Below are 26,772 nucleotides of genomic sequence, written 5' to 3'. Positions count from 1 at the left end.
GCCAGGATCAAACTCTTCATTGTAAAATATTTTTATATATCCGTTAAGGATATGTTCTGTCTCTGTCCAGGATCCCGTAATTATTTTAATTGACGGTTTATTCTTTTTTTCATCACACTATATTATTATAATGTGACGCTTGTACTACATTCTGTTTGTTTATCTAAAATCTTTCAAAGAACTTAACTTGTTTCGCAACCGTATCATTTTCGATTGCGGGTGCAAAGGTACGCACTTTTTTCTTTCACGCAACACTTCGCACAAACTTTTTTCAAAAAAAATTGCGCCTGAAACGCTAAAGCTTTGTTTATCAATAATAAAAGTGATGATATATTTTAAGGATGTGTTAACATAAAAGGATATCTGCTTCATGAATACACATTATTATATAATTATATATACAAAAAATACTGTCATTCCATTTCAAATGAACTATCGTTTGAAATGGAATGACAGAACGAAAACAAAACTATTACGGATTGTGCAGATTTATCAATCCTGTTTGATTTGAGTTACAAGAACTTTGTCAATTCTTGCCCCATCCATATCGACTACTTCAAAGTTAAATCCGTTCCACTGCATACTTTCCCCGCTCTGAGGCACATGCTGCAGATGTTGGAGTATAAGACCTCCAAGTGTATGGAAATCCGATTTTTCAAACAATTCCGGACGGTTGAAATAATTCAAGAAATCGTACATCGGGCACTGACCGTCAACAAGCCAACCGTCGTTGTTTACTCTTTTTATTATATCAGGTTCGCCGTCGGCATCATCCACCGTTCCCACAAGTCCCTCAAGAATATCTTTAAGTGTGATTATACCGGTACAAGCACCGAATTCGTCACATACAAGAGCACGGCTTATTTTCTTCACCTTCATCTGCTCAAGAACTTTATACACATTCATATTCTCATGAAAGAACACGGCATTCTGTGTCAAAGAGACAAGATTAAAATCATCTTCATGCAGATGCAAAACAAGGTCCTTGAGCTGAATTACGCCTTTAACATGATCCAGATCGCCATCTGCTATCGGATAGAATTCGTAAAGGTTGTCACTAATGATATTCTTTACATCTTCCACATTCATATCTGTGTCCAACCATACTATATCCGATTTATGGGTCATGATAGAGCTCACCTTAAGATCTCCGAGCAGAAATACACGTTGCATAATGTCCTGTTCCACTGGCTGCACTTCACCATCTTCCGCCCCCTCCTGGATAATAGATTTGATTTCTTCTTCTGTCACTTTATTATCCTCCTCTTTTACTCCAAGAAGATTGAAGATAATCTCAGTGCTTTTCGCAAGCAACCATACGAAAGGAAGTGCAATTACTGAAAGAACATTCATTGGCTGAGCCATTACCTTAGCTGCCTTTTCAGCCATACTCATACCTATACGCTTTGGAACAAGCTCACCGAATATGATAGTAAGATATGTAACCACTACAACGATAACTCCCTGTGCCAACCCGAAAGCGTATGTAGAAGATACTCCCCATGATTTCATAGCCTCTGTCAGGTCGACTGCAATCTGATTTCCGGAGTAGATACCGGTGAGGATTCCTATAAGAGTAATACCGATTTGTACTGTTGAAAGAAACCTGTCCGGTTCATTAGCAAGTTTAAGGGCTGTTTTGGCCGATTTGTTTCCATTTTTAGCGTCAGCGGAAAGACGTGATTTACGGGCTGATATGAGTGCCACCTCGGACATTGCGAAAACTCCATTAAGCAATATCAACCCGATGATTATAAAAATTTCGTTCATAGATATATATAAATATTTTCAACAGCAAAAATAATAGATTGTTCACGCTCAAGACGAATTAATAACATTCTATTAGAAAGTTTTAACAATATGTTTATTGTCCATTTTGGGCAATACCTAAAAATGATTAGTAATACATGCAAAAACAGCATGAAATATACCTAAAAATTGCGATTGTGGGAAAATGCTCATGGCAGTAACTTTGCATCCGGAATTAAAGGTATTAGAAATATATATAAAAAGGTATTAGTTTATGAGCAAAACGCTGTTGAATATAATTGATAATTCCATAATTGGTAACATTTCAACATTATACTAGTAGTAAGAACTCAAATATCTGTAAACAGAGACCTTTAATCATAAACATATGATTAAAATAACGTTTAGAGAAAATTGACTCAAAAAGCTAAAAACGCATACAACCTGAATTTCGTTATTTCTCATTACAAATGAAGATAATATAATAGATAACTATAATTATGTAATAGCAACAACTAAATTAAAATTTTCTATTGAAATCAATAATATTGATATGGTATAAGAGATAAATTATTTTAATAATAATATTTAAAATCATGAATCAGAGTAGATTATTAACCTCAAGTCCTCATAAAAGTATAAAAATAAAGAAACAACCATTTCTCATTTTATTTATTACTTTTATCTTACTTTTATTGAGCGCAAACATTCAAGCTCAATCAAACAACATTATCAAAGGGAAAGTCATAGATTCTCATACACAAGCCGAATTAGGTTATGCTTCGGTTGAAGTACGCTCTTCTAAAAGAAATGTACTACTTGGAGGAGGAATTACAGATATCAACGGAGAGTTTGAAATCAAAATAAAACATCCGGAAGAGGAATACAATATTGTTGTAAACTTCGTAGGCTACAAAACAGAAAAAAGACACTTCAATCCAAAAGTTCAAAAACATTATTTAGAAATAAGTATGCAAGAAGATGCTATGACATTAAATGAAGTAGTAGTAAAAGGACTCAGCCCAGCCGAAAAGGTACAACGACTAGCATACAACGTATCACTACTGGAAACATCAAAACTTAAAAATACTACATTTGACTTGGCCAATGCAATCGATAAAATCAGTGGAGTGAAAATCCGCCAAAATGGTGGTGTAGGTTCTGAAGCAAATGTTTCTTTAAATGGATTTTCCGGAAGACATGTAAAGATTTTCATTGATGGCGTCCCAATGGATGGAATGAGTTCTGCTTTCGGACTCAACAACATCCCTGCTGGACTTGCAAAGAGAATTGAAGTTTATAAAGGCGTAGTACCTATCGAGTTGGGAGGAGATGCCTTAGGTGGAGCCATTAACATTGTAACTGACGACACTCGCCGTACACGTGTCAATGCATCTTATTCTTTCGGATCTTTCAATACACACAAAACCAATGCATATGCAGAATGGACTTCTAAGAAAGGATTTTATATTTCATTAAATGCTTATCAAAACTATTCAGACAATGATTATAAGGTTAATATTGATCATTACACAAAATTTGGAGAAAAAGGAAATACAGTAGTATATGAAGATATTGAAGTAAGACGCTTTCATGCAAGATACCACAATGAGGCTGCTATTCTTAAAATAGGATTAGTAGACAAGCCATACGCAGATCGTCTCTTGTTTGGTTTTACAGGAGGATATGAATACAAACAGACACAAAATGCCTCAAACATGAACTGGGTATATGGCGCACGATACACCACAGCCAATACGTTAATGCCCCAGCTCACCTATGAAAAGAAATTTAAAGTACTTCAAGGACTACACATCGGATTGAATGGTAACTATAATTTCGGTAAATCCTATGCAGCTGATACGGCTAGTTGTAACTATAACTGGTTAGGTGAAAAAAGTAATCCTAAAAGTGCACCGGGTGAACTATCCTATACCAAGTACAGGTATCGTGACAATAATGGAGCAGCTAACTTCAGAATTGCATTATTCCCAAGTGAAGGACATTCTGTATCTCTTAGTTCCACTTTTACCTCATTTTCTCGATCGGGCAAAGATGAAACTCTAACAAAAGCCGAGTACGAGCACCCACAAACTAGTATGAAAGCAGTAACTGGATTGAGCTACAAATATGATCATAAAGGAATCTGGAATTCATCAGTATTTGTAAAGAACTATATAAATCATCTCGAAGCATATCTTGATCCAGAAGGTGGTAGTAATTACCAAGATTTCAGAAACACGAAAGCACACTGGGGAGGCGGATTAGCATCTACCTACTTTTGGGGACAACACACACAGCTTCGCCTTTCATACGAATATGCTCTTCGCCTGCCAACAAGCCGTGAATTGTTTGGAACAGGTGATGATATAGAACGTGGAAATTCCAGCCTTAAACCAGAGTCAAGCAACAATATCAATTTCAGTGTTACTGCTAGTCCTTTAGATATAGCACAACACAAATTAACAGTAGATGCAGCCTTCCAATATCGTGAAATAAAGGATTATATTCGACGTACCACCAATAGCGACAATGGAAGAGCTACTTCAAAAAACGATGGTGGAGTACGCAATCTAGGAGGAGATTTCGGAATACGTTATACCTTTAAGGATCTTTTCTTTATTGGAGGTAATTTCAGCTATATTGATATGCGCAGCATGACAAAATATGTAGCAGGTACTCAACGTATTAGCCGCAACTATAAAGAGCGTATTCCAGCAATACCTTATATGTATGGCAATGGTGAGGCAGGCTTTACTCTGCACAACCTTTTCATTAAGGGCAGTATACTCAATATACATTACATGATGAGTTACATTCATTCGTTCAGCTACGAATGGAATACTTATAACAATTCTGATTTGATAGTTCCTACCCAATTTTCACACGATATTTTTATCAACTATAACTTTGGTAAAAGACAGGAATTTACAGTTGCTGCAGAATGTACAAATTTGACAGATGCCCGTCTATATGATAATTTCAAGATGCAAAAACCAAAACGTGCTTTTGCAATCAAACTAGGATATAATTTCAGTAAATAATTTATAAATAAAAAAGAAAAATGAGGAAAAATTATTTAAAAATCATGTGCTTATCTGTATTAACATGCTCTATGATTGCTTGTAGTGAAAACCTGCCAAATGACAACGGTGATAACGGTGAAGGAAGTGCAGCAAAAGCACAATATGTTGTAATGAGTGGTTCAGGAGAGAGTAACGGTGCTTACCTGCAACTTACTCCGGATGCTAAAACCGGCATATTAGATCCTGCAAATCCAGAAGGACGCATTTTTTTTAGCGGAAACAATCCTGATTTTATAAATTACAATAATGAGATTCTGGTAGGCATGAACTATCCTTCGCAAGGTGGATCTTCATCAGACTACATAACTATGGCATGGAAACTTCAGGATGGCAAATTAGTACAGCATGGCAACGGAGTTGCGCTTGATGGTGATGTGAAAGCGCGAGGTATATTCCAGAATTATCTCATAGGTATGTCCGACCAAACCGGTAACGGCCATTACGAGCGTGTTAAATATATTAATGTGGAAACATTTGATGCAGCAGTTGTCGATGGTATTATAGATTGCGATGACTTAAGCAAAGAACCTGCAAGTCTTATGGATGGAGAAACATGGGGAGTAGGAGACATAGCCGGATATGGTGACTATGTGTTACTATCATATGCAACTAAACATTTAGATCCTGATCCAACAAGTCGTGCCAAAGCAAGCTATAGTACAGACTTAGCTAATAACCTTTATATAGGTGTTTATAAATTTGACCCTAACGACAGCGAAAAAGAATATCTGAAATATCAGAATACAATCATACGTAAAAGTGAGGATTATCCAGGAAAAGAAGCCGGACAAATAAAAGGCAATCTTCGTTCACGTACAGAAACTGGTATTGAAGTCGTTGGTAATGAAATCTACCTTTTCTGTCAAAGTACAATAAAAAACTACGGAAAGTCAGAGCCAGAAGTTCCTTCAGCTGTACTACGTATTAGTGGTAATAACATACAAAACGGAAAGCCAATAAGTATTGATGATGATTATTACGTAAATCTGACGGAAACGACAGGACATTATATGTGGAAATGCTTTTACATTGGTGATAACAAATTCTGCCTTCAACTATATACAGAACCTGGAACAGCTGGTGTATCAGAAGGTTCGCACAAGAAGTTCGGCATATTCGATGTAAAGACCAAATCTTACACTGAAGTAACAGGTTTGCCAGAACCTACTCTAATCAACGATATTGCTCTTGCATATGCTGCTGATACAGATAATCACACTATCACTTTCGAAGTGGAAACGACAGATGGTTCTTTACCTGCTTTATACACTATTTCTACAGATGGAAAAGCTGTAAAAGGTACAGAAGTAAATGCAGAAAGTATCCAGGGAGTAAGTTTCTTGAAACAAAAATAAAAATCATTTGCAATAAACAAAATGAATAAAACATTACACAAGATACATCTCTGGCTTTCTATCCCATTGGGGCTGATAATCACTGTGATATGTTTCACCGGAGCCACACTTGTATTCGAACAGGATATCACACGTGCCCTAAACAAGAATCTTTATCAGGTGGAAGTGCCTCAGGGAAAAGAAAGATTTGCTCCTTCCGAAGTCATAAATATCGTACAGGACAGACACGGCGAAATGAAGATTTCATCCGTAAGCATCCCTAAAGCTGCAGATGCTACATATCAGATAAGCTTCAGCAACGGAGGAAAGAAAGTCCTGTTCGTCAATCCTTACACAGGAGAAAGCATAGGATGGTCGAAATCATATCCTTTCTTTCAGACTATGAGGAAACTCCACAGATGGTTTCTTGATGTTCCTAAAAGTAAAGGCAGCATGTCAACCGGTAAGCTTATAGTAGGCGTATCTACAATAGCCATGACAATAATCCTCATAAGCGGGCTGGTGATATGGATTCCACGTACCCGTAAGGCTCTGAAAAACAGACTTACAGTGGCGTGCGGCAAAGGTACAAGACGACTGATGTACGACTCACACGTAGCACTCGGTTTCTATGCCACAATATTCCTACTGCTTATGGCACTGACCGGACCTACATGGTCATTCGGATGGTATAGGGAAGCCGCGTACTCACTCCTTGGAGCCGAGCCTCAACCACAGAATCAACAAGCCGGACACGCTCACGGACATGGAAATGATGAGAAAAAAGAGAACGGCAAGACTGAACGCCGACAGGAAAATGCCATAGCATACGATGCTGCCCTAAAGGAAATACAAAGTCTCTACTCTGAATACAACTATATAAAACTGAGCAAAAATGAAGCTACTGTATCACTGAACAAATACGGATACAGGAATAAGTCGGACAATGTAAAGTTCAACCCAAAAACCGGCAAAATAACCGAAATCAGGAAATTCGAGGATAACAGTGTGAGACAGAACCTCAGAGGGTTGATATATTCGCTGCACGTTGGAACATGGGGCGGTCCTGTAACCAAAGTCCTTTACTTCCTGGCTGCACTGATAGGTGCCACTCTCCCACTGACCGGATACTATCTTTGGCTTAAAAAGAAGATGAGGTAACAAAACTTAAAACAACATATCTGAAAGTTCGTAACGAGCTTACATATTCTGTAAATATAACTTGTGTTTATATAAACGCAAGTTATATTTTTATATATACAAGTTATATTTATAAAAATCAAATCTATATTTATAGAAAATGAGCTGAAGAAAATACTTTTTCGACGGCACAAACCAAACATATTATAATAGTGGCAAAACAGTTTTTCGTTTCAAAAAACAGACTATAATTTGCCAAATCCTCAAAAACATACGAGATTTGGCAAATTATATTGATTTTTATGCTATATTTGTAAAAACAAAATTCAATTGTTATGATAATTGGACGAAAAGAAGAGCAGAAAACATTACTTTCGGCAGCACAGTCGGAGTATTCGGAATTGATAGCAGTCTATGGTCGCAGACGCGTAGGCAAAACATATCTTATTCGTGAAACTTTTGGCTATAAGTTTACATTCCAGCATACAGGCTTGGCCAATGCGAGAACCAAAGACCAATTGTTCAGTTTTGCTATCTCACTTCGCGATGCAGGTTACGACGATTGTCCTACTCCGAAATCATGGCTGGAAGCATTCAGTCTGTTATCTCATTTTCTTAAGAACTCAACAGACGAGAAAAAGATAGTATTCCTTGATGAGCTTCCGTGGATGGACACCCCCCGTTCGAATTTCATTTCTGCATTTGAACACTTCTGGAATGGATGGGCTTCAGCCCGCAAGGATATTGTTTTGATTATATGCGGATCTGCCACATCGTGGATTATCAATAAGGTGATTAACGACCACGGAGGACTTCATAATCGTGTGACACAACGTATTGCCCTTCAACCATTTACTCTGAAAGAATGCGAAATGTTTGTCCAAAATAAGGGAATTGAAATGAGCCGGTATCAAATTGCCGAGTGCTATATGGTATTGGGAGGCATACCATTTTATTGGAACTTGCTTGAAAAAGGACTTAGTCTTGCTCAAAACATCGATAAAATGTTCTTTTCCAGAAATGGGAAATTGACAAATGAGTTTAACCAGCTCTATGCTTCTCTGTTCAAGTCGCCTGAACAATACATAGATGTGGTAACAGCTCTCGGCAGAAAAAAGGCAGGTATGACTCGCGAAGAAATTATAACAGCAACAGACAAGCAAAGCAATGGTGCATTGAGCAAAGTGCTTGACGAGTTGGAGTACTGCGGCTTTATACGGAAATTCAATGGCTATGGCAAAAAGACAAAAGAGGCAATCTATCAATTGACTGATAACTATACGCTCTTTTATTTCAAATTTATCCGGCAAAATACAAACAATGACGAGCATTTCTGGTCGGTTTCCATTGATTCTGCAACGCATAGAGCATGGAGTGGTTTGGCTTTTGAGCGCCTGTGTATGGCTCATACGCAGCAAATCAAGGCAGGATTAGGTATTTCCGGAGTATTAAGCAACATCTACTCATGGCGAAAGGAAGCTGATGAAAATGGAGAAGGAGCACAAATTGATTTGTTGATAGACCGCAATGACCAGGTGGTAAATATATGCGAAATGAAATACTCCCTTTCGGAGTTTTCTATCGATGCCGAGTACGAACGTAACCTACGCAACAAAAAGAGCGCATTCATCGAAACCACAAATACGCGCAAGGCTGTACATATTACTATGGTAACGACATACGGAATCCGTAAGAACTCTCACTCCGGTATAGTGCAAAGCGAAATAACGTTGGAAGATTTGTTTGCATAGCGTTTAATCAGCGTTTAAACACCATTTAAACAGTATTTAAATACAAAACCGTACAAGGTGTCCGTTTTCGGACACCTTATTTTTTTGTCTTTCACTGATAATCAGCGTATTAATATTTTGGCACACATCTTGCATGATAAAAAGCGTCATAACGAACAATTTTATTCAAAACAGATTATTATGGATAGAGAAATACCAAAAGATGTACTGAAAAAAGAACGTAACAGACGAATATTAAAATATGGAGGTATAGGAGGTGGCTGCATTGCCCTCATCCTAATACTATTTTCCCTGATGCGCAGCAGTGTGAAAGAAAAAGACCTTGTATTCTCCGAAGTAAGCAAAGGTACTATAGAAGTTAGTGTCAGCGCTTCAGGAAAGGTGGTTCCCGCATTCGAGGAAATTATCAACTCCCCTATCAACACACGTATATTGGAAGTATATAAGAAAGGTGGAGACAGCGTAAATGTAGGTACGCCTATTATGAAACTGGATCTGCAGAGCGCAAAGACAGAATACGACAAACTGCTGGATGAGGAACAGATGAAACGCTATCAACTGGAACAGCTGGAAGTGAACAACAGTACGTACCTGAGTGACCTCGAGATGAAAGTAAAGGTGGCTGAAATGAAACTGAACCGCATGAAGGTGGAACTAAGGAACGAACGTTATCTTGACAGTCTGGGTTCGGGTACCATGGACAGGGTTCATCAGGCAGAACTGAATTTCGAAACAGGAAAGCTGGAACTGGAACAGCTGCATCAGCAACTCGCCAATGAACGAAAGGTCAAGGCCGCCGACCTTAAGGTAAAACAACTGGAGTATGAGATTTTCCTTAAAGGACTTGCCGAGACAAAACGTACGCTTGACGAGGCACAGATACGCTCGCCACGCAAGGCTATCCTGACGTATATCAACAATCAGATTGGAGCTCAGGTAAACGAAGGTTCGCGTATAGCAGTGATTTCCGATTTGAGTCATTTCAAGGTTGAGGGTGAGATAGCCGACACTTATGGCGACCGTGTTGCGGCCGGCGGAAAGGCCGTAGTAAAGATAGGCAGTGAGAAACTTGAGGGACAGGTGAGCAGTGTGACACCGCTTTCAAAGAACGGAGTCATTTCATTTACCGTTCAGCTGGAAGACGACAGTAACCGCCGTCTCCGCTCAGGACTGAAAACAGATGTGTATGTGATGAATGCCGTAAAGGAAGATGTGTTGCGCATTGCCAATTCAAGCTATTACGTCGGACGCGGCGATTATCAGCTTTTTGTACTCGACGGTTCGGATGAGCTGGTAAAACGAAAGGTACGTCTGGGAGATTCCAATTTCGAATATGTGGAAGTGGTATCAGGACTTCAGCCCGGTGACAGAGTTGTTATTAGCGACATGAGTCAGTATAAAAACAAGAACAAGTTGAAACTAAGAAAATAAATACAGCTATAAGTATGATAAGGAATTACTTCAGACAAGCATGGACACTTGTCAGACAACACAAACTTTTTACCGGTATATACGTGGTGGGTACTGGTCTGTCCATTGCGTTGGTGATGACTCTCTTCATTATCTTCTACGTAAAGTCCGGTCCTGTCTATCCTGAATACAACCGTAATAGGACACTCGTTGTCAAACCGATAAAACGCTACCCGAAGGGCAAGCCCGAAAACTGGACTATCAACGGTGGTATGGCTTATTATGTGATTGATGAAATGCTTGCAGACCTGCCTCATGTGGAGCTGGTAGCCGGTAGTATGTTTGATTCTTGGGAAAACTATCAGGTGTCTGCTACTGGTGTAAAACCTTTCAAGGCAGTTCCACGTTTTGCCAACGAAGACTTCTGGAAACTCTTTTCTTTCCGTTTCATCGAAGGCCACCCTTTTACACAGGAAGATGTTGAAGCCAAGTCACCGGTAGCCGTCGTTAGCGAATCACTGGCCGGACGTCTGTTTGCTACGGTCGAGGGAGTAACGGGACGCCATTTCAGTTTCAATGGACGTGATTACCGTGTGTGTGGTGTGGTACAGGACGTATCCAATGCCACACCAGAAACGGCAGGCGATCTTTGGCTACCATTGCTCAATGCACAACACATCCGGAAAGAGTTGGACCGTATGGGATTGCTGGGTAATGTGTACGCTTACCTGTTGGTTGACGATAAGGCGAATATTGAAAAGGTACGTAGTGAGGTACAAGATGTGTTCCGCCGGTATTCACAGCAGGACAAAGACTATGAATACGACCTGATGGGACAACCGGACATATATTGGCTCAGCACCTTCCGTCAGGATTTGGATAAGGTTCCGGACACGATGGATCTGGCTAAAGATTTTCTTTATATCCTGCTGGCTTTACTTTTCATTCCGGCATTGAACTTGAGTGGAATGATTTCTTCGCGAATGGATAGCCGTATTTCAGAATTGGGACTCCGCAAGGCATACGGAGCTACCCGTCGATGTTTGTTGGAGCAGGTGCTTTGCGAGAATCTATTATTGACCTTATTGGGAGGACTGGTTGGACTGGTATTCTCATATTTGATTGTATTGACGGCCAGCGACTGGATTCTGACACTATTCGACAAGAACATTTACGATACCTCCCTTTCCACTTCGTTCACGGTAGAAATGTTGTTCAATCCTGCGGTATTCGGCATTGCCTTGGCCGTGTGCGTTGTGCTCAATGTGGTGTCGGCGCTTGTACCCGCTTTGTATGCGTTGCGACATACCATAACAGAATCGTTGAACTCGAAAAAATAAAATGTCATGATACGAACTATTTTACACCAACTATGGAACCAGCGCCGTCAGAACGGCTGGATATTCTTGGAATTGCTGGTTGTCAGTTTTTTCTTGTGGACAGTTATCGATCCTATCTATGTATTGACCGCCAACCGTGCCATCGACCGTGGCTATAATCCCGAAGGACTTTATGTGGTGAACATCGGCATGTACGACGCGACGAACGGGAACTTCAATCCCGATATGGCTTCCGACTCTATGAATCTGGTGGCTTACCATCGTATCGCCCGCATAGTGCGTGAGCAGCCTGAGGTAGAGTGCTGGTCCATTTCCGCTAACCAAAGTTTTCCTAACAGCAACTCGTGGAGCGGAACACAAGTTTTTGCCGATACCGCCTCTTTACACAAAAAAGAAGGCTACGTACATTCCCAGTGGTACAATTTCATAACACTTGATGGCAGCAATATGCTCCGTACCTACGGCATGAAAGATGTCCGTACGGGCGATGATATCCGGCTACCCGAACAGACTCAAGGAAAAGTCTTCATATCTGAACTGTTAGCCCTACGTCTATTTGGTACGGCAGATGCAGTTGGGAAAAAAGTTTATGAGGACGATGAACCTTCAGAAGTGGCAGGTGTATTCCGTGACTTCAAGCACCGTGATTACGAACAGCCTTATCCGCTCATTGTCCACATGTATGATGATATGCACGGAAGTCCTTATATGGCGTGGATGTATCCTTTTGTCATCCGTCTGAAATCAGGTGTGGACGAATCAGCCTTCATACAGCGTTTCCAGCAGGAAGTGGGGTCTCAACTATCCATTGGCAATTTCTATTTTGAAAGTCTGAAAAAATTTTCAGACATGAGTGAGGCCTATGCGATGGCAAGCGGCGTAACCAACAAGCTCCGCCTGCAATATGCCTTGACTGGTTTCGCCCTGCTTTGCATCTTCTTGGGTATGGTGGGAACCTTCTGGATTCGCAGTAATGCCCGTCGGGAAGAGATAGGTGTTATGCGTAGTATAGGAGCATCGCAAAGGTGTATTGTGCGACAATTCCTTATCGAAGCATGGTTATTATTGACAACAGCTTTCGTGCTGGTCATTCCTTTCTTGCTTTATAATGCGTATATCAGTGGTATGTATGCAGTGGAAATGAACCGTTATTTCGTACCGAATCCTGAATACTGGCAGAACCGTTTCGGCTTCCACTTCTCAATAGTTCTGATAATCAGTTATCTGATATTGTTGATAATAGCGCTGATAGGGACATATATTCCGGTTGTACGGGCTGCACGCACTTTGCCGGCCGATGCTTTAAGAAACGAATAAAGATTTATAATAAAAAAACATATAACTAACAATTAAATTATAACAGACTATGAACATGATTGAACTGACAGGGATCAACAAGATTTACCGTACTAACGAAATAGAGACACAGGCTTTGGAAAATGTAAACCTGAATGTGGAAAAAGGTGAGTTTCTCAGTATTATGGGGCCTTCCGGTTGTGGAAAATCAACATTGCTGAACATTATGGGACTGCTGGATGCTCCTACAAGCGGAACTATTAAAATAGCAGGAACAGTAGTAGAAGGGATGAAAGACAAGGAACTGGCTGCTTTCCGTAATAAGAACCTGGGATTTGTGTTCCAGTCGTTCCATCTTATCAATTCATTGAATGTGATTGACAATGTGGAACTTCCGCTCCTGTACAGAAACGTATCGGCAAAAGAACGCAGACAACTGGCAGAAGAGGTTCTGAAGAAGGTAGGACTGAGCCACCGTATGCGACACATGCCTTCACAACTATCCGGCGGTCAGTGCCAGCGTGTTGCGATAGCACGCGCAATTATCGGAAATCCGGAAATCATACTTGCCGACGAACCGACCGGTAATCTGGATTCAAAAATGGGTGCTGAAGTTATGGAACTGCTGCATCAGCTCAATAAAGAAGACGGACGCACGATAGTGATGGTTACACACAACGAAGAACAGGCTAAGCAAACCTCAAGAACTATACGATTCTTCGACGGACGTCAGATAGGATAAAATACCAAGAAACTTCTATATGATAAAAACATACTTTAAACAAGCCATTGAATTGATGAGGCAGAACCGCCTATTCAGTACTCTTTACATAGTTGGTACGGGGCTGTCTATCGCCATGACGGTGATTGTAGCGGTTGTCTATTATGTAAAATTGGCACCTATATATCCGGAGGTTAACCGGAGAGATACGTATTACCTGTCGGGAACGTCTTTCGAGCGGAACAAGGACGGGCGTTTTCAGTCGTGGAGTTATTCTTACTCGTACAGGGCATTACAAGAGTGGTTTTATCCGTTGAAAAATGCCCGTGAGGTGAGTGCTTCAACTTTCGGAGCTGTGAAGTACATTCAGCCTTCCGACCGTAGCGGTGATTTCCCGGTGAACATTGTAGAAACCGATCCGGCTTATTTTCGGATTTATGCTTTCCACTTTTTCGATGGACAGCCTTTCGCTCAGTCTGATTTGGAAAGTGGCATTCGAAAAGCTGTTATTACCGACAAGTTGGCGCGTCGTCTGTTTGGAAAGGAGAACGGAGTTGTCGGATATCAGTTTCTGCTGAATTACGAGACCTATCAAGTATGCGGAGTGGTTCGTGGCGCCAGTCATCTGACAAACCGCTCGTATGCGGACCTGTATGTGCCTTATAGTACGATGGAAGGGTATCGTGATGCAGCTTATCCAGAAGTCCCTTATTGTGGTCCTTTTCAGGTGACGGTATTGGTGGAAGACGGAAAGCAAGGTAAGGCCCTGTGTGAAGAAGTTCACGAGATTGTGCGCAAGCAGAATCTGTTGCACGAGGCCGATGGTCTAAAAATGAACATAGATGAAGATCCGGTTTCCCATCTGCATGCGTCTTTGATGATGTCAGTCGGTGGAGAAGGCAACTGGTGGAGAGCAGTCCGCTATCTATTGTTCATCTTGTTAATTCTGTTGCTGGTGCCTGCATTGAACTTGAGTGGACTGATAGCCAGCCGCATGGAAAGCCGTTTGCCTGAAATGGGGATTCGCAAGGTGTTTGGAGGAAGAAGGAACGAACTGCTCTCACAAGTACTTTGGGAGAATTTCATGTTGACTTTGGCCGGTGGAGTACTGGGAATGGCGATAGCTTGGATTGCTTTGTATGGCTGTCGGGAATGGGTATTCCGTGTATTCGATCGTTATGCATCGCTGATACCTGAAGGAACAGATGTCTATGTATCAGGTGAAATGCTGTTTGCCCCTTCTGTCTTTCTTATAACCTTACTGTTCTGTTTGGTACTGAACATACTTTCAGCCCTCATTCCGGCATGGTTGTCTCTGCGTAATCCGATTATGAATTCACTTTATGAAAAAAGATAAAAGCTATGTTTAGACTTATTCTTAAGACATTATGGTTCCGTCGGCTTCGCTACGGTTGGTTAATGGCTGAATTGATTATTGTGTGTATTGTCTCATGGGTGATATTTGACCCTGTACTGGTTGTGACGCATGACCGTATGATTCCTTTGGGGTATGATGCCGATCGTCTCTGTTTGGTGTCGTTGAATGTATTCCGCCCCAATGCTCCCGGGTTCGACAGACAGGCCACAGATTCGGCTTCCCTGGTAAGGGCTTACGATAATCTGGTACAGAGAGTGCGTAACTATCCAGAGGTAAAACATGCAACTCCTATTTTAGGGTGGCTTTATCCTAACTCACAAGGACAAGGAATTACGACACGTATGCCTGTAGGAGATACCATTCCTTGTCGGATGCGTTACATAGAGTTTTTGCCTCATACACAGTTTTTCGAAACGTATGGCTTTCGTCCGGGCAAGGGAATGACATTGGAAGAACTTTCAGATTATCCATACAAGGAAGGTGACTTGGTACTTTCGGGAAATACGCTGGAAACATTCTTTCATACAGACAATCCTCAGGGATGCCGCTTTTGGCAAATTAGTAGTAAAGATACACTATATACGAATGTAGTAGGTACTACAGGTACTTTCCGCATGTATAGTGACTGGCAACCCATACCTGTGACTTTTGTTCCAATGAATTCCATTGACTTGAGTTATTTTCCTAATGATGTAAAAATATTGGTTCGACTGGAAGAAGGGGTTAGCATGGATCGGTTCTTGCACCGGTTTCATCCGTGGATGGTGCGTGAACTGCGTGCCGGTAATTTGTATGCACAGAAGGTAGAGTCTTATCAGCAATTGATAACCAAACGCGAGTATAATACGGGAACGATGACACTTTATCAGCGAAATGTGGCGATGGCGGTGTTCTTCCTTATCAATTTGTGTCTGGGTGTGTCTGGAACATTTTGGGTGCAGACTCGCAATCGTCGTGAAGAAGTTGGGGTTATGTTATCTTACGGTGCTACGCGGAGAGACATTGTTGGTTTCCTGTTGGGTGAAGGAATTATGCTTACTACAGCTTCTACCCTGATAGGATGTCTGTTTTATTTGCAATATGCTATCAGTGAAGGATTGGCTCAAGGACAGACAGGTATGGAAACGACTGATTCTTATTGGGTTCATAACTTCGGGCAACACTTCTTTATCGTTTCGTTCATCATTTACCTGATTCTATTAGTTGTAGTGTTGGTCGGCATTTATATTCCCGCCCGGAAAATAAGCGCCATTTCGCCTACGGAGGCTTTACGTGATGAATGAAACCGTACGTTTCTTTGACGGACGTCAGATAGGATAAAAAGATTTAAAGATTTATATATGATAAAAACATACTTTAAACAAGCCATTGAATTGACGAGGCAGGACCGCCTCTTCAGCACTCTTTACATTACAGGAACAGGCCTTGCCATTGCAATGACGGTTATCATGGCTGTGATTTACTATGTAAAGCTGGCACCGGTGTATCCAGAAGAAAACCGAAGCAACACTTTATATTTAACCAATGCCTTGTTTCATTCGGAAAAAGAGAAATCCAACTTGAATGCAGGCCTAAGTTATCGCGCCTTACAGGAATGGATATATCCTCTAAAAAACGTTGTAGCGGTTTCAGCCCATTTGGGAAGCGGAATGTCTGGAGCCGGATATATCCAGCCAGCCGACCGCAGTGGTGATTTTCGTCCGGCATTAAAGCTGGTGGATCCTGCTTTCTTTCGCATCTATCCATTACGTTTTATTGATGGCAATCCATTCACTGATTCAGATTTGGAAAGCGGCATACGTACAGCTGTCATATCGGATGATCTAGCCCGACGACTTTTCGGAAGCACAGAGGAAGTAGTGGGACGTTCGTTCACACTTGACTATATTGACTATCGTGTGTGTGGAGTAGTCCATGGAGCAAGCTACCTTACAAATGAATCGTACGCACAGGTATATCTTCCCTACTCGGTTATTCCGAATTATAAGAAACCACTCACAGAAATGTTTCCATATTGCGGACAGTATAACATTACTTTCCTTGTTAGGGATAACGCACAGGCTGACACCCTTCGTGCCGAAATAAAGGAACTGACAAGACGTATAAATCTGGAACATAAGGATTCCTGGAGTATAGAATTGTGGGAGCAACCAACTTCACACTTCGCAAGTGTTTTTCAGGAACGTCCATCAGATGTCAGCTTCAGTTTCTGGAAAACGGCAGGATATATAATTGTAGTGGTATTGGTACTCCTGCTGGTACCTGCCCTGAACCTGAGCGGACTTATTGCCAGCCGTATGGAAAGCCGTCTGCCGGAGATGGGTGTCCGCAAGTCATTCGGAGCCAACAAAGGTGCACTTCTGTCGCAGGTTATGTGGGAAAATCTTTTCCTTACCGTAGCAGGCGGCATTATAGGACTGATAGTGGCATGGACCACCGTCTATCTGGGACGTGAATGGATTTTCACCCTACTCAGCGACTGGCCTATGGCCACTCCTGAAGGTGCAAATCTATATGTGTCCGGCGAAATGCTTTTCGCACCTACAGTGTTTGGCATAGCCTTTCTGCTCTGCCTTTTGCTGAACCTTCTATCAGCATTACTTCCGGCATGGATGTCGCTCCGTAAACCTATTGTATATTCTCTTTACGAAAAAAGATAATATTATGCTAAAACTTATACTTAAGAACTTATGGTCCCGTCGCCGTAACAACGGTTGGCTTATGGCTGAACTGATATTGGTAGCTGTACTTTCGTGGATTATATTCGACCCAGTAATCGTTGTTACTTACGACCGTCAACGTCCACTTGGTTATGACGCAGACCGGCTATGCATGGTATCAGTAGCCATGCTCCAGCCACAAGCTCCAGGTTATGATGCTCAAGGAGCGGATTCAGCTTCCCTGATGCAAGCATACATGAATATTGTTGAACGTACACGGCAGCATCCGGATGTAAAGAATGCCACTCCTATGGTTTCTTTCGCATATCCATGCTCTGTGGGCAGCAGCAGTTCCAGCCTGACAGCAGAAGGCGATTCTACAGATTTCAGCATCATGAATATTTACTTCTGGCCACATACCAATTTCTTTGAGACATACGGTTTCAAGCATGGAGAAGGCAGCATGTCAGTAAACCAGCTTTCTGACTATACTTTTAGCGAATCCGATATAATACTGACAGAGGATGCTTTGGAAGGCATGTTTCATACCAAGACTTATAACAGACAGCGCTGTTGGGAGGCAGAGGGAAAAGATACCACCTATGTATCTGTTGTGGGCACTGTAAAACCTTTCAAATATGCCAATGACCTTCGTCCTTTACCGACAGTCTTCATTCCTGAAAGTCATCCCGATATTCTTGATAATCTAGAAGATATACATATTGCTGTCCGTATAAAGGACGGAGTCAGCATGGAACGTTTCATGAATGATTTCAAGCCATGGATGCTTCGTGAGATGCGGGCAGGCAATCTTTATGCACGCGATCTTCAGTCGTATGACGACCTTATTTCTGAAGGCGAGTTTTCCAGCGCCATTTCACTTTATCGTCGAAATCTGAGTGTAGCAATGTTCTTCCTTATTAATCTCTGCCTCGGTGTAATAGGTACTTTCTGGCTACAGACACGTACACGCCGCGAAGAAGTCGGTGTAATGCTGTCGTATGGAGCTACTCCACACAACATCCGACGGCTACTGCTTGGCGAAGGTGTGGTACTGACTACCATAGCTACACTTATAGGATGCATAATATATATGCAATATGGTCTCAGTGAGGGATTACATCAGGAAAGCATCTATATAAGGGCCATTACACAACCATGTTGGGTGGAGAATTTCGTACAACACTTCCTTATAGTGTCGTTCATCATCTATATCATCCTGCTTCTGGTAGTACTGACAGGTATCTATATTCCGGCACATAGGATAAGTAATATTGCACCTACAGAAGCTTTGAGAGACGAATGAAACAGTTTTTTGTTTGATTCATAAACGATTTAAACTATGAAATATGCTTGGATACATAATTTACAGATACTTTTCAACCAACTGAATCAGCACCGTTTCTATACGGCGGTGTGTGTAGTAGGAACGGCGGTTACCATGGCCTTTGTGATGGTGGTGGTAATGGTCTATGATTTCCGTACGGCCGATGTAGCACCGGAGACACGTCGCAGCAGGGTACTTTACAACTACGGCACACAATGTATGCGTCCCGACGGTACTAATATGTGGGGATACCGGGGATTGGGTCCGACTGCCTTCCATGCTTTTTTTGACAACCTGCCTGGAGTGGATGACCTGACATGGCACGGAGATTTACGAAAGTCTGTGTGTGCTCTGCCAGCCTCGTCCGACCGTCACTCTGTATTGCTACGTCCCGTAGCGGCCAATTGGTTTGAATTTTTCAGTTACGATTTCCTGGCGGGACGTCCGTTTACTCAGGCTGAGTATGATGCCGGGCGGGCTGCTTTAGAAACGGCGGATGACGAGTGGCGGAGCGTCCGCAATCGGGATGACGGTGTGGTACGTCGGTTTGTCGTCATCACTGAAAAACTGGCGGGGGAACTGTTCGGAGGAACCGTCGAGGCGGTAGGCAAGCAATTCCTACTGGATTTCCAGGAAGTCCGTGTCGTAGGTGTGGTACGTAATGTCAGCTCCATTTTCCAGACGGCATATGCCGATGTATGGGAACCGTTTACATTGACTTACGAAGAAAATGTGAATCCTTCTATCAGTACCGCCGGTCTGATAGGATTTCATTATACCATCCTCCACTTGTCGCCAGATACTTCAGCTGAGGAAGTACGCGCTGAAGTGAATCGCCGGATGGAACAGCTAAACAAGCAGGGACTGGAGTATATCCTTCAGGATCCGCGTCTATATACACATACGGAGTACACCTTTTTCCGTGATGGAAGTATCAATGCGGAACTGGTTTATGGATTGTTGCTGGTGATTCTGCTGGTAGTTCCCGCCGTAGGCATATCAGGACTGGTTCACGCCCAGATGCAGAGCCGGTTGAGCGAGATAGCCATTCGTAAGGCGTATGGGGCGTCCAATGCCGATATTATCGGACGGTTGTTTTTCGAGAGCTTGACTACCACTTTGATAGGAGGTGTGTTGGGTTACGGCCTATCGTGTGTACTGGTATCGGCGGGTGGCACGTGGTTATTCGGCACAGGCGGGGTGGAACTGGAAGGTATCGTGTTTGATAGCGACCTATTGTTACGTCCATCATTGTTTCTGATGATACTGGCAGCTTGTCTGGTATTTAATGCCTTGTCCGTACTGTTACCAGCCTGGATAGCCGTACACAAGAGTATTTCATATACATTAACGGGAGGAGAATAAACTATGTGGAAACAGATTTTCAATCAGATATGGAACCAGCGACGTGTCAACACCTGGCTTTGGGCTGAATTATGTATCGTAACCGTATTGTTGTGGTATGGAGTCGATGTAATATATAATTTCGAAGGGGCAGCCTGGAAGCCCAAAGGATATGATACCTCGTGTGTATTCGATCTGACGATGGGTACCAAACCATTGGAATTCATTAACGATACTGACAATCAACGAGCAGGAGAAGATTTCACTTATCTGTACAACCTGATAAAGGATTATCCCGGAGTGGAAGAGGTTTGTGCCTATTACGGAAGTGTCCCTTATACGAATGAGGTGATGTTAGAAGGATATGCACCGCATACCGATTCTACGCATGTTGTAAATTGTTACATCAGATACGTGACATCTTCCTATTTCAAGGTGTTCCGCCTGAATCCATTGGCCGGGCAGTTGGACGAGGAGCATTGGTCGTCGGCCGAAAATCCCGCACCCACGCTTATGAGTGTAAACTTGGTGGATTCCCTGTTCCAATTGCCTCATGCGGGTGATGCGGTGGGCAGGACTTGCTTCAATCCCTATTGGATGAACACGAAGCATCCGGTGACTAATTACCGTGTAGCCGCTGTTCTGCCTCGCCACAAGCTGGATGACTATGACCGATATGAGCCTTTCATTTACCTGCCTGCTGACAAAGCCTTATTCTGGCAACATGTGGCGATACGGGTTTTACCAGACCAGGTTGCCGGTTTTGCCGAACGTTTCCGCCATGATATGCAGCCGGTGTTCGACCGCGGAATCTTCTATTTGGATAATATCCGTTCGTACGATGATATGAAAGAGGCTTACGACATACAAAAGGGAACTGTAAACTACCTCAATACGGTTTATACCGTACTTGCCTTCTTCCTTTTCAACGTTTTCCTGTGTGTTTGCGCTACCTTCTGGTATCGTACCCGTAAGCGTCGGTGTGAGATTGCTCTCCGTATGGCATTAGGAAGTAGCCGAAAGATGATAATGCAGTATTTCCTGTTGGAAGGTTTTGTCCTCTTGTTAATGGCGGTGATACCGGCACTGGTGATAACCATCAATATCCAGTTGGCCGATCTGACGGTACATACGTTGACCGATGTTTCGGTAGCCCGTTTCGTGGGATGTTTCGTCGGGGCGTTTCTGCTCATGGCTCTGATGATTGTTATGGGTATCTGGTATCCAGCACGCCGGGCCATGAAGATACAACCCGCCGAAGCATTGCACGATGAATAAACATTATTGAAAATTCAATTTTCCCGAATTTATGAAACGAACTGTTATACTTATTTGCTCTCTAATCTCTCTTAATATGGCGCTTGCAGCCGGAGAAACAGATTCTCCGGTACTGCGGCGCGCCATCTCACTTGACGAAGCTATCACATTGGCACGTGTACAGAGTGTGGATGCTGCCGTGGCTTTGAACGAACTGAAAACAGCCTACTGGGAGTATCGTACGTTCCGTGCAGACCTTCTGCCTGAAATAAACTTTTCCGCAAATCTGCCTTCGTACAACAAGAACTACAACTCCTACCAGCAGGAGGACGGTTCATATACATTTGTCAGAAACAACTATATGCAGATGAACGGACAGCTTTCCATCGACCAGAACATCTGGTTTACGGGAGGTAAACTGTCATTGAACACCTCACTCGATTTTCTGCGTCAGATGGACGGAACAGTAGGAAACCGATTTATGTCCGTCCCTCTCGCACTGACTTTGAGCCAGCCTATTTTCGGAGTGAATAACATAAAGTGGAACCGCCGTATAGAGCCGGTACGCTATGCCGAAGCAAAAGCCGCTTTCCTAAGCGCAACCGAGGAAGTGACAATGACAACCATAAATCATTTTTTCAACCTGCTGCTGGCAAAGGAAAATGTAATGATAGCGCGTCAGAACCTTGCCAATGCCGAAAAGCTTCACGAAGTGGCAAAAGCTAAACGCCGTATGGGACAAATCAGCGAGAATGACCTGCTGCAATTGGAGCTGAATGTGCTCGATGCCCGCTCTACCCTGACTTCAAACGAAAGTTCGTTGAAGAGCTGTATGTTTACTCTCCGTTCTTTCCTCGCCCTAAGTGAGGACGAAGAACTCGAACCTATAGTCCCGGATTCTGTACCGGACGTGCGTTTAGACTATGATGACGTACTACAGAAAGCTCTTGCCAATAACTCTTTCGCCCACAATATCCGCCGCCGACAACTGGAGGCCGATTATGAGGTGGCGAAGGCTAAAGGAAATATGCGCGAAATTACTCTCTTCGCACAGGTAGGTTTCACCGGTACGGACAACCGTTTCGACAGCGCCTACCGCCGGTTGAAAGACAATCAGGTAGTGGAAGTTGGATTCAAGATTCCAATACTGGACTGGGGCAAGCGTCGCGGACAAGTAAAAGTGGCACAGAGCAACCGCGAAGTGACAGAAAGCAAACTGCGTCAGGAATCCATGAACTTCAACCAGAATATATTTATACTGGTTGAGCAGTTCAACAACCAGCAGACACAGCTTCATCTGGCTGATGAGGCTGACCAGATAGCCAGAAAACGTTATCATACCAACGTTGAGACTTTCATGATAGGTAAGATTTCCACACTCGACCTGAACGACTCACAAAGCCAGAAGGATGAGGCACGCCGCAAGCATATCAACGAACTGTTTTATTACTGGTATTATTATTATCAGTTGCGCAGTCTGACACTATGGGATTTCGCGACGAACACAGGAATTGATGCCGACTTTGAAAAGATTGTCAGAAGATAAAACCACAGATTAAAGGAATTATATTTACTTTTGCAGAGTTATGATACTGATAATTGATGATGATAGTGCAATACGTTCCTCGCTCAGTTTCATGCTGAAGCGGGCAAAGTACGATGTTCTGGCTGTTTCCTGTCCTAAAGAGGCCATAAAAACAGTCCGTTCCGTTACACCACAACTTATTCTTATGGATATGAATTTCAGTCTTTCCACCAATGGCGAGGAAGGACTGATACTGCTCAGGCAGGTCAAGCTGTTCTGCCCTGATGTTCCTGTAATATTGATGACAGCCTGGGGAAGTATCCCGCTGGCGGTACAGGGTATGCAGGCAGGAGCTTTCGACTTCATCACAAAGCCATGGAATAACGCTGCCCTTATGCAACGTATAGAAACAGCTTTGGAACTGACATCAAAAGACAAGTCTGCCGATACGGTTTTAACTGACAATGACGGATTCGACCGCAGTCATATCATAGGCAAGAGCAAGGCATTGCTTGATGTTCTTACTACAGTAAAAAGAGTGGCACGTACAGGTGCTTCGGTACTGGTAACAGGCGAAAGCGGAACAGGCAAGGAACTTATTGCCGAGGCCGTACATCTGAACAGTCCGCGCAGGAACAAACCGTTTGTAAAAGTCAATCTTGGAGGTATCTCACAGACTCTTTTCGAAAGCGAGATGTTCGGACATAAGAAAGGGGCATTCACCGATGCCGTGACGGACCGTAAAGGACGTTTTGAACTGGCGGACAAGGGAACAATCTTCCTCGATGAAATAGGAGAGCTGGATCTGTCGTGTCAGGTCAAGTTGCTCCGTGTCCTGCAAGAGCAGACATTCGAACCTCTTGGCGAAAGCCGCCCGCGAAAGGTAGATGTGAGAGTGGTGTGCGCCACAAATGCCAACCTGGAGCAGATGGTACGTGAACACACATTCCGCGAAGATCTTTTCTATCGTATAAATCTGATAACGGTACATCTTCCGGCATTGCGCGAACGCAGGGAAGATATCCCATTACTTGCACGTCATTTTGCCGACAGCCGTTGCAAAGCCGACGGACTTTCTCCTGTTGAATTGACTGACGATGCTCTGGATTACCTGAGCCGCCTGCCCTACCCCGGAAACATACGTGAGCTGAAAAATCTTGTAGAACGTACATTGCTGGTATGCGGCAAACAGCAGCTTACAGCAGATGACTTCAAGGCACAGTATCATCCGGCTTCTACTACATCGGTAACTGAAAACCTGCAAGGTCTGACCTTGGAGGAGCTGGAGAGACGTACCATCATGCAGGCACTTGAAGCACACGGCAATAATCTTTCGCAAGTTGCCCTCTCATTAGGTATCAGCCGCGCGGCCCTGTACCGCCGTCTGGAAAAATACGGCATTTCGTTCAACGACTAAACCCAATAAGGATGAAACTGAAAAACCTGTTCTTTCTGCTGGCTATATTACTGATGTTCGCATGGGGTATCCTGTTCTTCTTCACTTTAAAAGAAAAGGGAACACTCCACTATGTAGGCGAGGCGGTCATAACGCTCAGCCTTATTGTCCTGGTTTATTTCTACCGCAAAGTGGTAAAACCTCTGGACAGTATAGCCAACGGAATGGATTTGCTTCGCGAACAGGATTTCAGCAGCCGTCTCGCCCCTGTAAGACAGGCTGAAGCAGACCGTATAGTAGATATGTTCAACAGGATGATGGACCAGTTGAAAAACGAACGTTTAAGACTCCGCGAACAGAATTATTTCCTTGATTTGCTCATCAATGTTTCTCCGATGGGAGTTATCATACTCGATTTCGACGGAAAGATTTCCATGATTAATGCTGCCGCACTACGCTTTCTGGGATACACATCGGCAAACGAACTGACAGGAAAAGAGTTCAAGAACCTGGAATGTCCGCTGGCTGAAGAGATAGACCGGTTGCCCAAAGATACAACAGACACTATCCGCCTGAGCGACTCTATGATTTACCGCTGCTCACGGCTTTCGTTTGTGGACAGAGGATTCGCACATCCGTTTGTTCTGATAGAGAGTCTGACCGCCGAAGTGGTTAAAGCCGAAAAGAAGGCATACGAGAAGGTTATCCGCATGATTGCCCACGAGGTAAACAATACAACGGCCGGTATCACATCTACTCTGGAAACTGCAAGCGAGGCACTGAAAGAGATGGAAGATACGGAAGACATACAGGAAGTCATGAAGGTATGTGTGGAACGCTGTTATGGCATGAGCAGCTTCATAACCAATTTTGCAAATGTAGTAAAGATACCGGAGCCAAATCTTGAACAGGTAAGGCTGAACGACAGAGTTTCCGCCTGCCGCATGTTTATGGAGACTGTCTGCCGCGACCGTAAAATAACTCTCCACAACGGGCTTTGTCCGGAAAATCCTGTTGTAAAAATAGATACAGTACTGTTTGAACAGGTACTGGTCAATATAATAAAGAATGCCGCTGAAAGTATCGGCGAATGTGGCGACATATACATCCGTACTACGGATTCACCCGTAACGCTCGAAATAGCAGATACAGGTAAGGGTATCAGCCGGGAAGTGGAAGCCAGACTTTTCAGCCCTTTCTTCTCCACAAAACCGAACGGCCAGGGTATCGGTCTGATTTTCATCCGCGAGGTACTGACAAAACACGGATGCACCTTCTCCCTGCGAACCTATTCCGACGGACTGACCCGTTTCCGCATCTCTTTCCCCAAGAATCCTCCTCTTGCCATTCTCTAATCATCAGGTATGCCATTCAGGTACCTGTCTGTCAGCAAGCCCCGGGCAAGTGGTCTTCCCCGGGCTCACGGTTTATAATATTATATCTGCCCTGATACAACAGACACGGCACTTTTTTTTCGGACTTCAGATATCCGTATGCAGACCCGGCCTTGTCGGCAGGATATTTCGATATACCGACGTATAATGCCTTTCCCACATCCGTTTTCCTCGAGCCCCACTCTCCGTACGGTCCGGGCCCCATATCATGTCCGGCCTTGGTAGAGATAAAGAGTTCGTCACGATACGGAGCGGATGAGGTCTTCATTATATGTCCGAAAGTCTCTTCCGCCGAACCGTACGAAGGTCCGTAGTTATTGGCCAAATCTATATGGGTTATACCATTATCGAAAGCATAATGCAACTTTTTCCTACTGTTTGACAATGTATCCACATCGCCGAAGTTATGCCACAATCCTAATGAAATCTCAGGGAGAAGAATTCCGCTCTTGCCGCATCTGCGATACTTCATCTTCCCTTCATATCTGTCGGGAGCTGCAGAATATACCGGTTCTATCATAATTATACCAGATTTATGTATTTGAGTTAATATGTTACAAACTTACATAAAAATCTTCGTTTTTTATGCCGGTGCAATAAAAAATCAAGCCCTACGTACTTGATTGATCGTCTATTGCCGTGCTCGAAGCACAAAATGTTGTAT

General features: G+C 43.0%; 18 protein-coding genes and 1 pseudogene. 17 read left to right on the top strand and 2 right to left on the bottom strand.

Annotated features, from left to right (window positions below; all coding sequences use genetic code 11):
- Positions 1-492 precede the first annotated feature (492 nt).
- On the bottom strand, positions 493-1,770 hold the full coding sequence (locus H6A27_RS11980) for a hemolysin family protein (protein ID WP_204404957.1): 1,278 nt from the start codon (positions 1,768-1,770) through the stop codon (positions 493-495).
- Positions 1,771-2,345: 575 nt separating this feature from the next.
- Here H6A27_RS11980 and H6A27_RS11975 point away from each other — a divergent pair.
- The 17 genes from H6A27_RS11975 to H6A27_RS11895 all read left to right on the top strand — a co-directional run bounded on the left by H6A27_RS11975 (position 2,346) and on the right by H6A27_RS11895 (position 26,069).
- Positions 2,346-4,793 (top strand): TonB-dependent receptor, encoded by a 2,448-nt coding sequence (locus tag H6A27_RS11975; RefSeq protein WP_204508840.1) that lies wholly within the window; start codon positions 2,346-2,348, stop codon positions 4,791-4,793.
- A 71-nt stretch (positions 4,794-4,864) separates the two neighbouring features.
- Complete coding sequence (locus tag H6A27_RS11970; protein ID WP_239469671.1) at positions 4,865-6,190, top strand: DUF4374 domain-containing protein; 1,326 nt, start codon at positions 4,865-4,867, stop codon at positions 6,188-6,190.
- Positions 6,191-6,211: 21 nt separating this feature from the next.
- Positions 6,212-7,330: a PepSY-associated TM helix domain-containing protein gene (locus tag H6A27_RS11965; protein ID WP_204508839.1), complete on the top strand. Its 1,119-nt coding sequence runs from the start codon at positions 6,212-6,214 to the stop codon at positions 7,328-7,330.
- 314 nt (positions 7,331-7,644) lie between these two features.
- Entirely contained in the window at positions 7,645-9,060 is a 1,416-nt protein-coding gene (locus H6A27_RS11960) for an AAA family ATPase (protein ID WP_204508838.1), read from the top strand.
- A gap of 180 nt (positions 9,061-9,240) precedes the next feature.
- Positions 9,241-10,491 carry an efflux RND transporter periplasmic adaptor subunit gene (locus H6A27_RS11955; RefSeq protein WP_204508837.1) on the top strand — a complete coding sequence of 417 codons (1,251 nt, stop codon included), beginning with the start codon at positions 9,241-9,243 and terminating at the stop codon, positions 10,489-10,491.
- 14 nt (positions 10,492-10,505) lie between these two features.
- Positions 10,506-11,810 (top strand): ABC transporter permease, encoded by a 1,305-nt coding sequence (locus tag H6A27_RS11950; protein WP_204508836.1) that lies wholly within the window; start codon positions 10,506-10,508, stop codon positions 11,808-11,810.
- Between the two features lie 6 nt (positions 11,811-11,816).
- The gene (locus H6A27_RS11945) at positions 11,817-13,127 is read left to right on the top strand and encodes an ABC transporter permease (RefSeq protein WP_204508835.1); all 1,311 of its coding nucleotides are present in this window, start codon (positions 11,817-11,819) and stop codon (positions 13,125-13,127) included.
- A 55-nt stretch (positions 13,128-13,182) separates the two neighbouring features.
- On the top strand, positions 13,183-13,848 hold the full coding sequence (locus tag H6A27_RS11940) for an ABC transporter ATP-binding protein (RefSeq protein WP_204391425.1): 666 nt from the start codon (positions 13,183-13,185) through the stop codon (positions 13,846-13,848).
- Positions 13,849-13,867: 19 nt separating this feature from the next.
- Entirely contained in the window at positions 13,868-15,184 is a 1,317-nt protein-coding gene (locus H6A27_RS11935; RefSeq protein ID WP_204508834.1) for an ABC transporter permease, read from the top strand.
- 5 nt (positions 15,185-15,189) lie between these two features.
- On the top strand, positions 15,190-16,488 hold the full coding sequence (locus H6A27_RS11930) for an ABC transporter permease (protein ID WP_204508833.1): 1,299 nt from the start codon (positions 15,190-15,192) through the stop codon (positions 16,486-16,488).
- 57 nt (positions 16,489-16,545) lie between these two features.
- On the top strand, positions 16,546-17,865 hold the full coding sequence (locus tag H6A27_RS11925) for an ABC transporter permease (protein WP_204508832.1): 1,320 nt from the start codon (positions 16,546-16,548) through the stop codon (positions 17,863-17,865).
- 4 nt (positions 17,866-17,869) lie between these two features.
- Positions 17,870-19,171 (top strand): ABC transporter permease, encoded by a 1,302-nt coding sequence (locus H6A27_RS11920; protein ID WP_204508831.1) that lies wholly within the window; start codon positions 17,870-17,872, stop codon positions 19,169-19,171.
- A 36-nt stretch (positions 19,172-19,207) separates the two neighbouring features.
- Positions 19,208-20,557, top strand: a complete 1,350-nt coding sequence (locus H6A27_RS11915) for an ABC transporter permease (RefSeq protein WP_204508830.1) — start codon at positions 19,208-19,210, stop codon at positions 20,555-20,557.
- Positions 20,558-20,560: 3 nt separating this feature from the next.
- Positions 20,561-21,814, top strand: a complete 1,254-nt coding sequence (locus H6A27_RS11910) for an ABC transporter permease (protein WP_204508829.1) — start codon at positions 20,561-20,563, stop codon at positions 21,812-21,814.
- Positions 21,815-21,890: 76 nt separating this feature from the next.
- Positions 21,891-23,339, top strand: coding sequence for a TolC family protein (locus H6A27_RS11905; protein WP_420867860.1), 1,449 nt, complete (start codon positions 21,891-21,893; stop codon positions 23,337-23,339).
- Positions 23,340-23,379: 40 nt separating this feature from the next.
- Positions 23,380-24,735: a sigma-54-dependent transcriptional regulator gene (locus tag H6A27_RS11900; RefSeq protein WP_204508827.1), complete on the top strand. Its 1,356-nt coding sequence runs from the start codon at positions 23,380-23,382 to the stop codon at positions 24,733-24,735.
- An 11-nt stretch (positions 24,736-24,746) separates the two neighbouring features.
- The gene (locus tag H6A27_RS11895; RefSeq protein ID WP_204508826.1) at positions 24,747-26,069 is read left to right on the top strand and encodes a sensor histidine kinase; all 1,323 of its coding nucleotides are present in this window, start codon (positions 24,747-24,749) and stop codon (positions 26,067-26,069) included.
- On the opposite strand, the pseudogene H6A27_RS11890 reads toward H6A27_RS11895, so the two are convergent.
- Positions 26,069-26,628: pseudogene (locus H6A27_RS11890) on the bottom strand (aldo/keto reductase); the annotation flags it as partial. The gene H6A27_RS11895 and the pseudogene H6A27_RS11890 overlap by 1 nt on opposite strands.
- Between the last annotated feature and the right edge of the window lie 144 nt (positions 26,629-26,772).

The organism is Bacteroides caecigallinarum (genome assembly GCF_016902295.1).
In the GTDB taxonomy this organism is placed as follows: Bacteria; Bacteroidota; Bacteroidia; order Bacteroidales; family Bacteroidaceae; genus Phocaeicola; species Phocaeicola caecigallinarum_A.
Note: the sequence above shows the minus strand (reverse complement) of the source record. Positions and strands in the feature narration are given on the sequence as shown.

What these genes read in the sequence shown, in the direction of transcription:
- H6A27_RS11945 (WP_204508835.1), top strand. Translation starts at nt 11,817, where the DNA reads ATGATACGAACTATTTTACACCAACTATGGAACCAGCGCCGTCAGAAC.
- H6A27_RS11970 (WP_239469671.1), top strand. Translation starts at nt 4,865, where the DNA reads ATGATTGCTTGTAGTGAAAACCTGCCAAATGACAACGGTGATAACGGT.
- H6A27_RS11910 (WP_204508829.1), top strand. Translation starts at nt 20,561, where the DNA reads ATGTGGAAACAGATTTTCAATCAGATATGGAACCAGCGACGTGTCAAC.
- H6A27_RS11960 (WP_204508838.1), top strand. Translation starts at nt 7,645, where the DNA reads ATGATAATTGGACGAAAAGAAGAGCAGAAAACATTACTTTCGGCAGCA.
- H6A27_RS11920 (WP_204508831.1), top strand. Translation starts at nt 17,870, where the DNA reads ATGCTAAAACTTATACTTAAGAACTTATGGTCCCGTCGCCGTAACAAC.
- H6A27_RS11935 (WP_204508834.1), top strand. Translation starts at nt 13,868, where the DNA reads ATGATAAAAACATACTTTAAACAAGCCATTGAATTGATGAGGCAGAAC.
- H6A27_RS11905 (WP_420867860.1), top strand. Translation starts at nt 21,891, where the DNA reads ATGGCGCTTGCAGCCGGAGAAACAGATTCTCCGGTACTGCGGCGCGCC.
- H6A27_RS11915 (WP_204508830.1), top strand. Translation starts at nt 19,208, where the DNA reads ATGAAATATGCTTGGATACATAATTTACAGATACTTTTCAACCAACTG.
- H6A27_RS11925 (WP_204508832.1), top strand. Translation starts at nt 16,546, where the DNA reads ATGATAAAAACATACTTTAAACAAGCCATTGAATTGACGAGGCAGGAC.
- H6A27_RS11950 (WP_204508836.1), top strand. Translation starts at nt 10,506, where the DNA reads ATGATAAGGAATTACTTCAGACAAGCATGGACACTTGTCAGACAACAC.
- H6A27_RS11980 (WP_204404957.1), bottom strand. Translation starts at nt 1,770, where the DNA reads ATGAACGAAATTTTTATAATCATCGGGTTGATATTGCTTAATGGAGTT.
- H6A27_RS11965 (WP_204508839.1), top strand. Translation starts at nt 6,212, where the DNA reads ATGAATAAAACATTACACAAGATACATCTCTGGCTTTCTATCCCATTG.
- H6A27_RS11930 (WP_204508833.1), top strand. Translation starts at nt 15,190, where the DNA reads ATGTTTAGACTTATTCTTAAGACATTATGGTTCCGTCGGCTTCGCTAC.
- H6A27_RS11975 (WP_204508840.1), top strand. Translation starts at nt 2,346, where the DNA reads ATGAATCAGAGTAGATTATTAACCTCAAGTCCTCATAAAAGTATAAAA.
- H6A27_RS11955 (WP_204508837.1), top strand. Translation starts at nt 9,241, where the DNA reads ATGGATAGAGAAATACCAAAAGATGTACTGAAAAAAGAACGTAACAGA.
- H6A27_RS11900 (WP_204508827.1), top strand. Translation starts at nt 23,380, where the DNA reads ATGATACTGATAATTGATGATGATAGTGCAATACGTTCCTCGCTCAGT.
- H6A27_RS11895 (WP_204508826.1), top strand. Translation starts at nt 24,747, where the DNA reads ATGAAACTGAAAAACCTGTTCTTTCTGCTGGCTATATTACTGATGTTC.
- H6A27_RS11940 (WP_204391425.1), top strand. Translation starts at nt 13,183, where the DNA reads ATGATTGAACTGACAGGGATCAACAAGATTTACCGTACTAACGAAATA.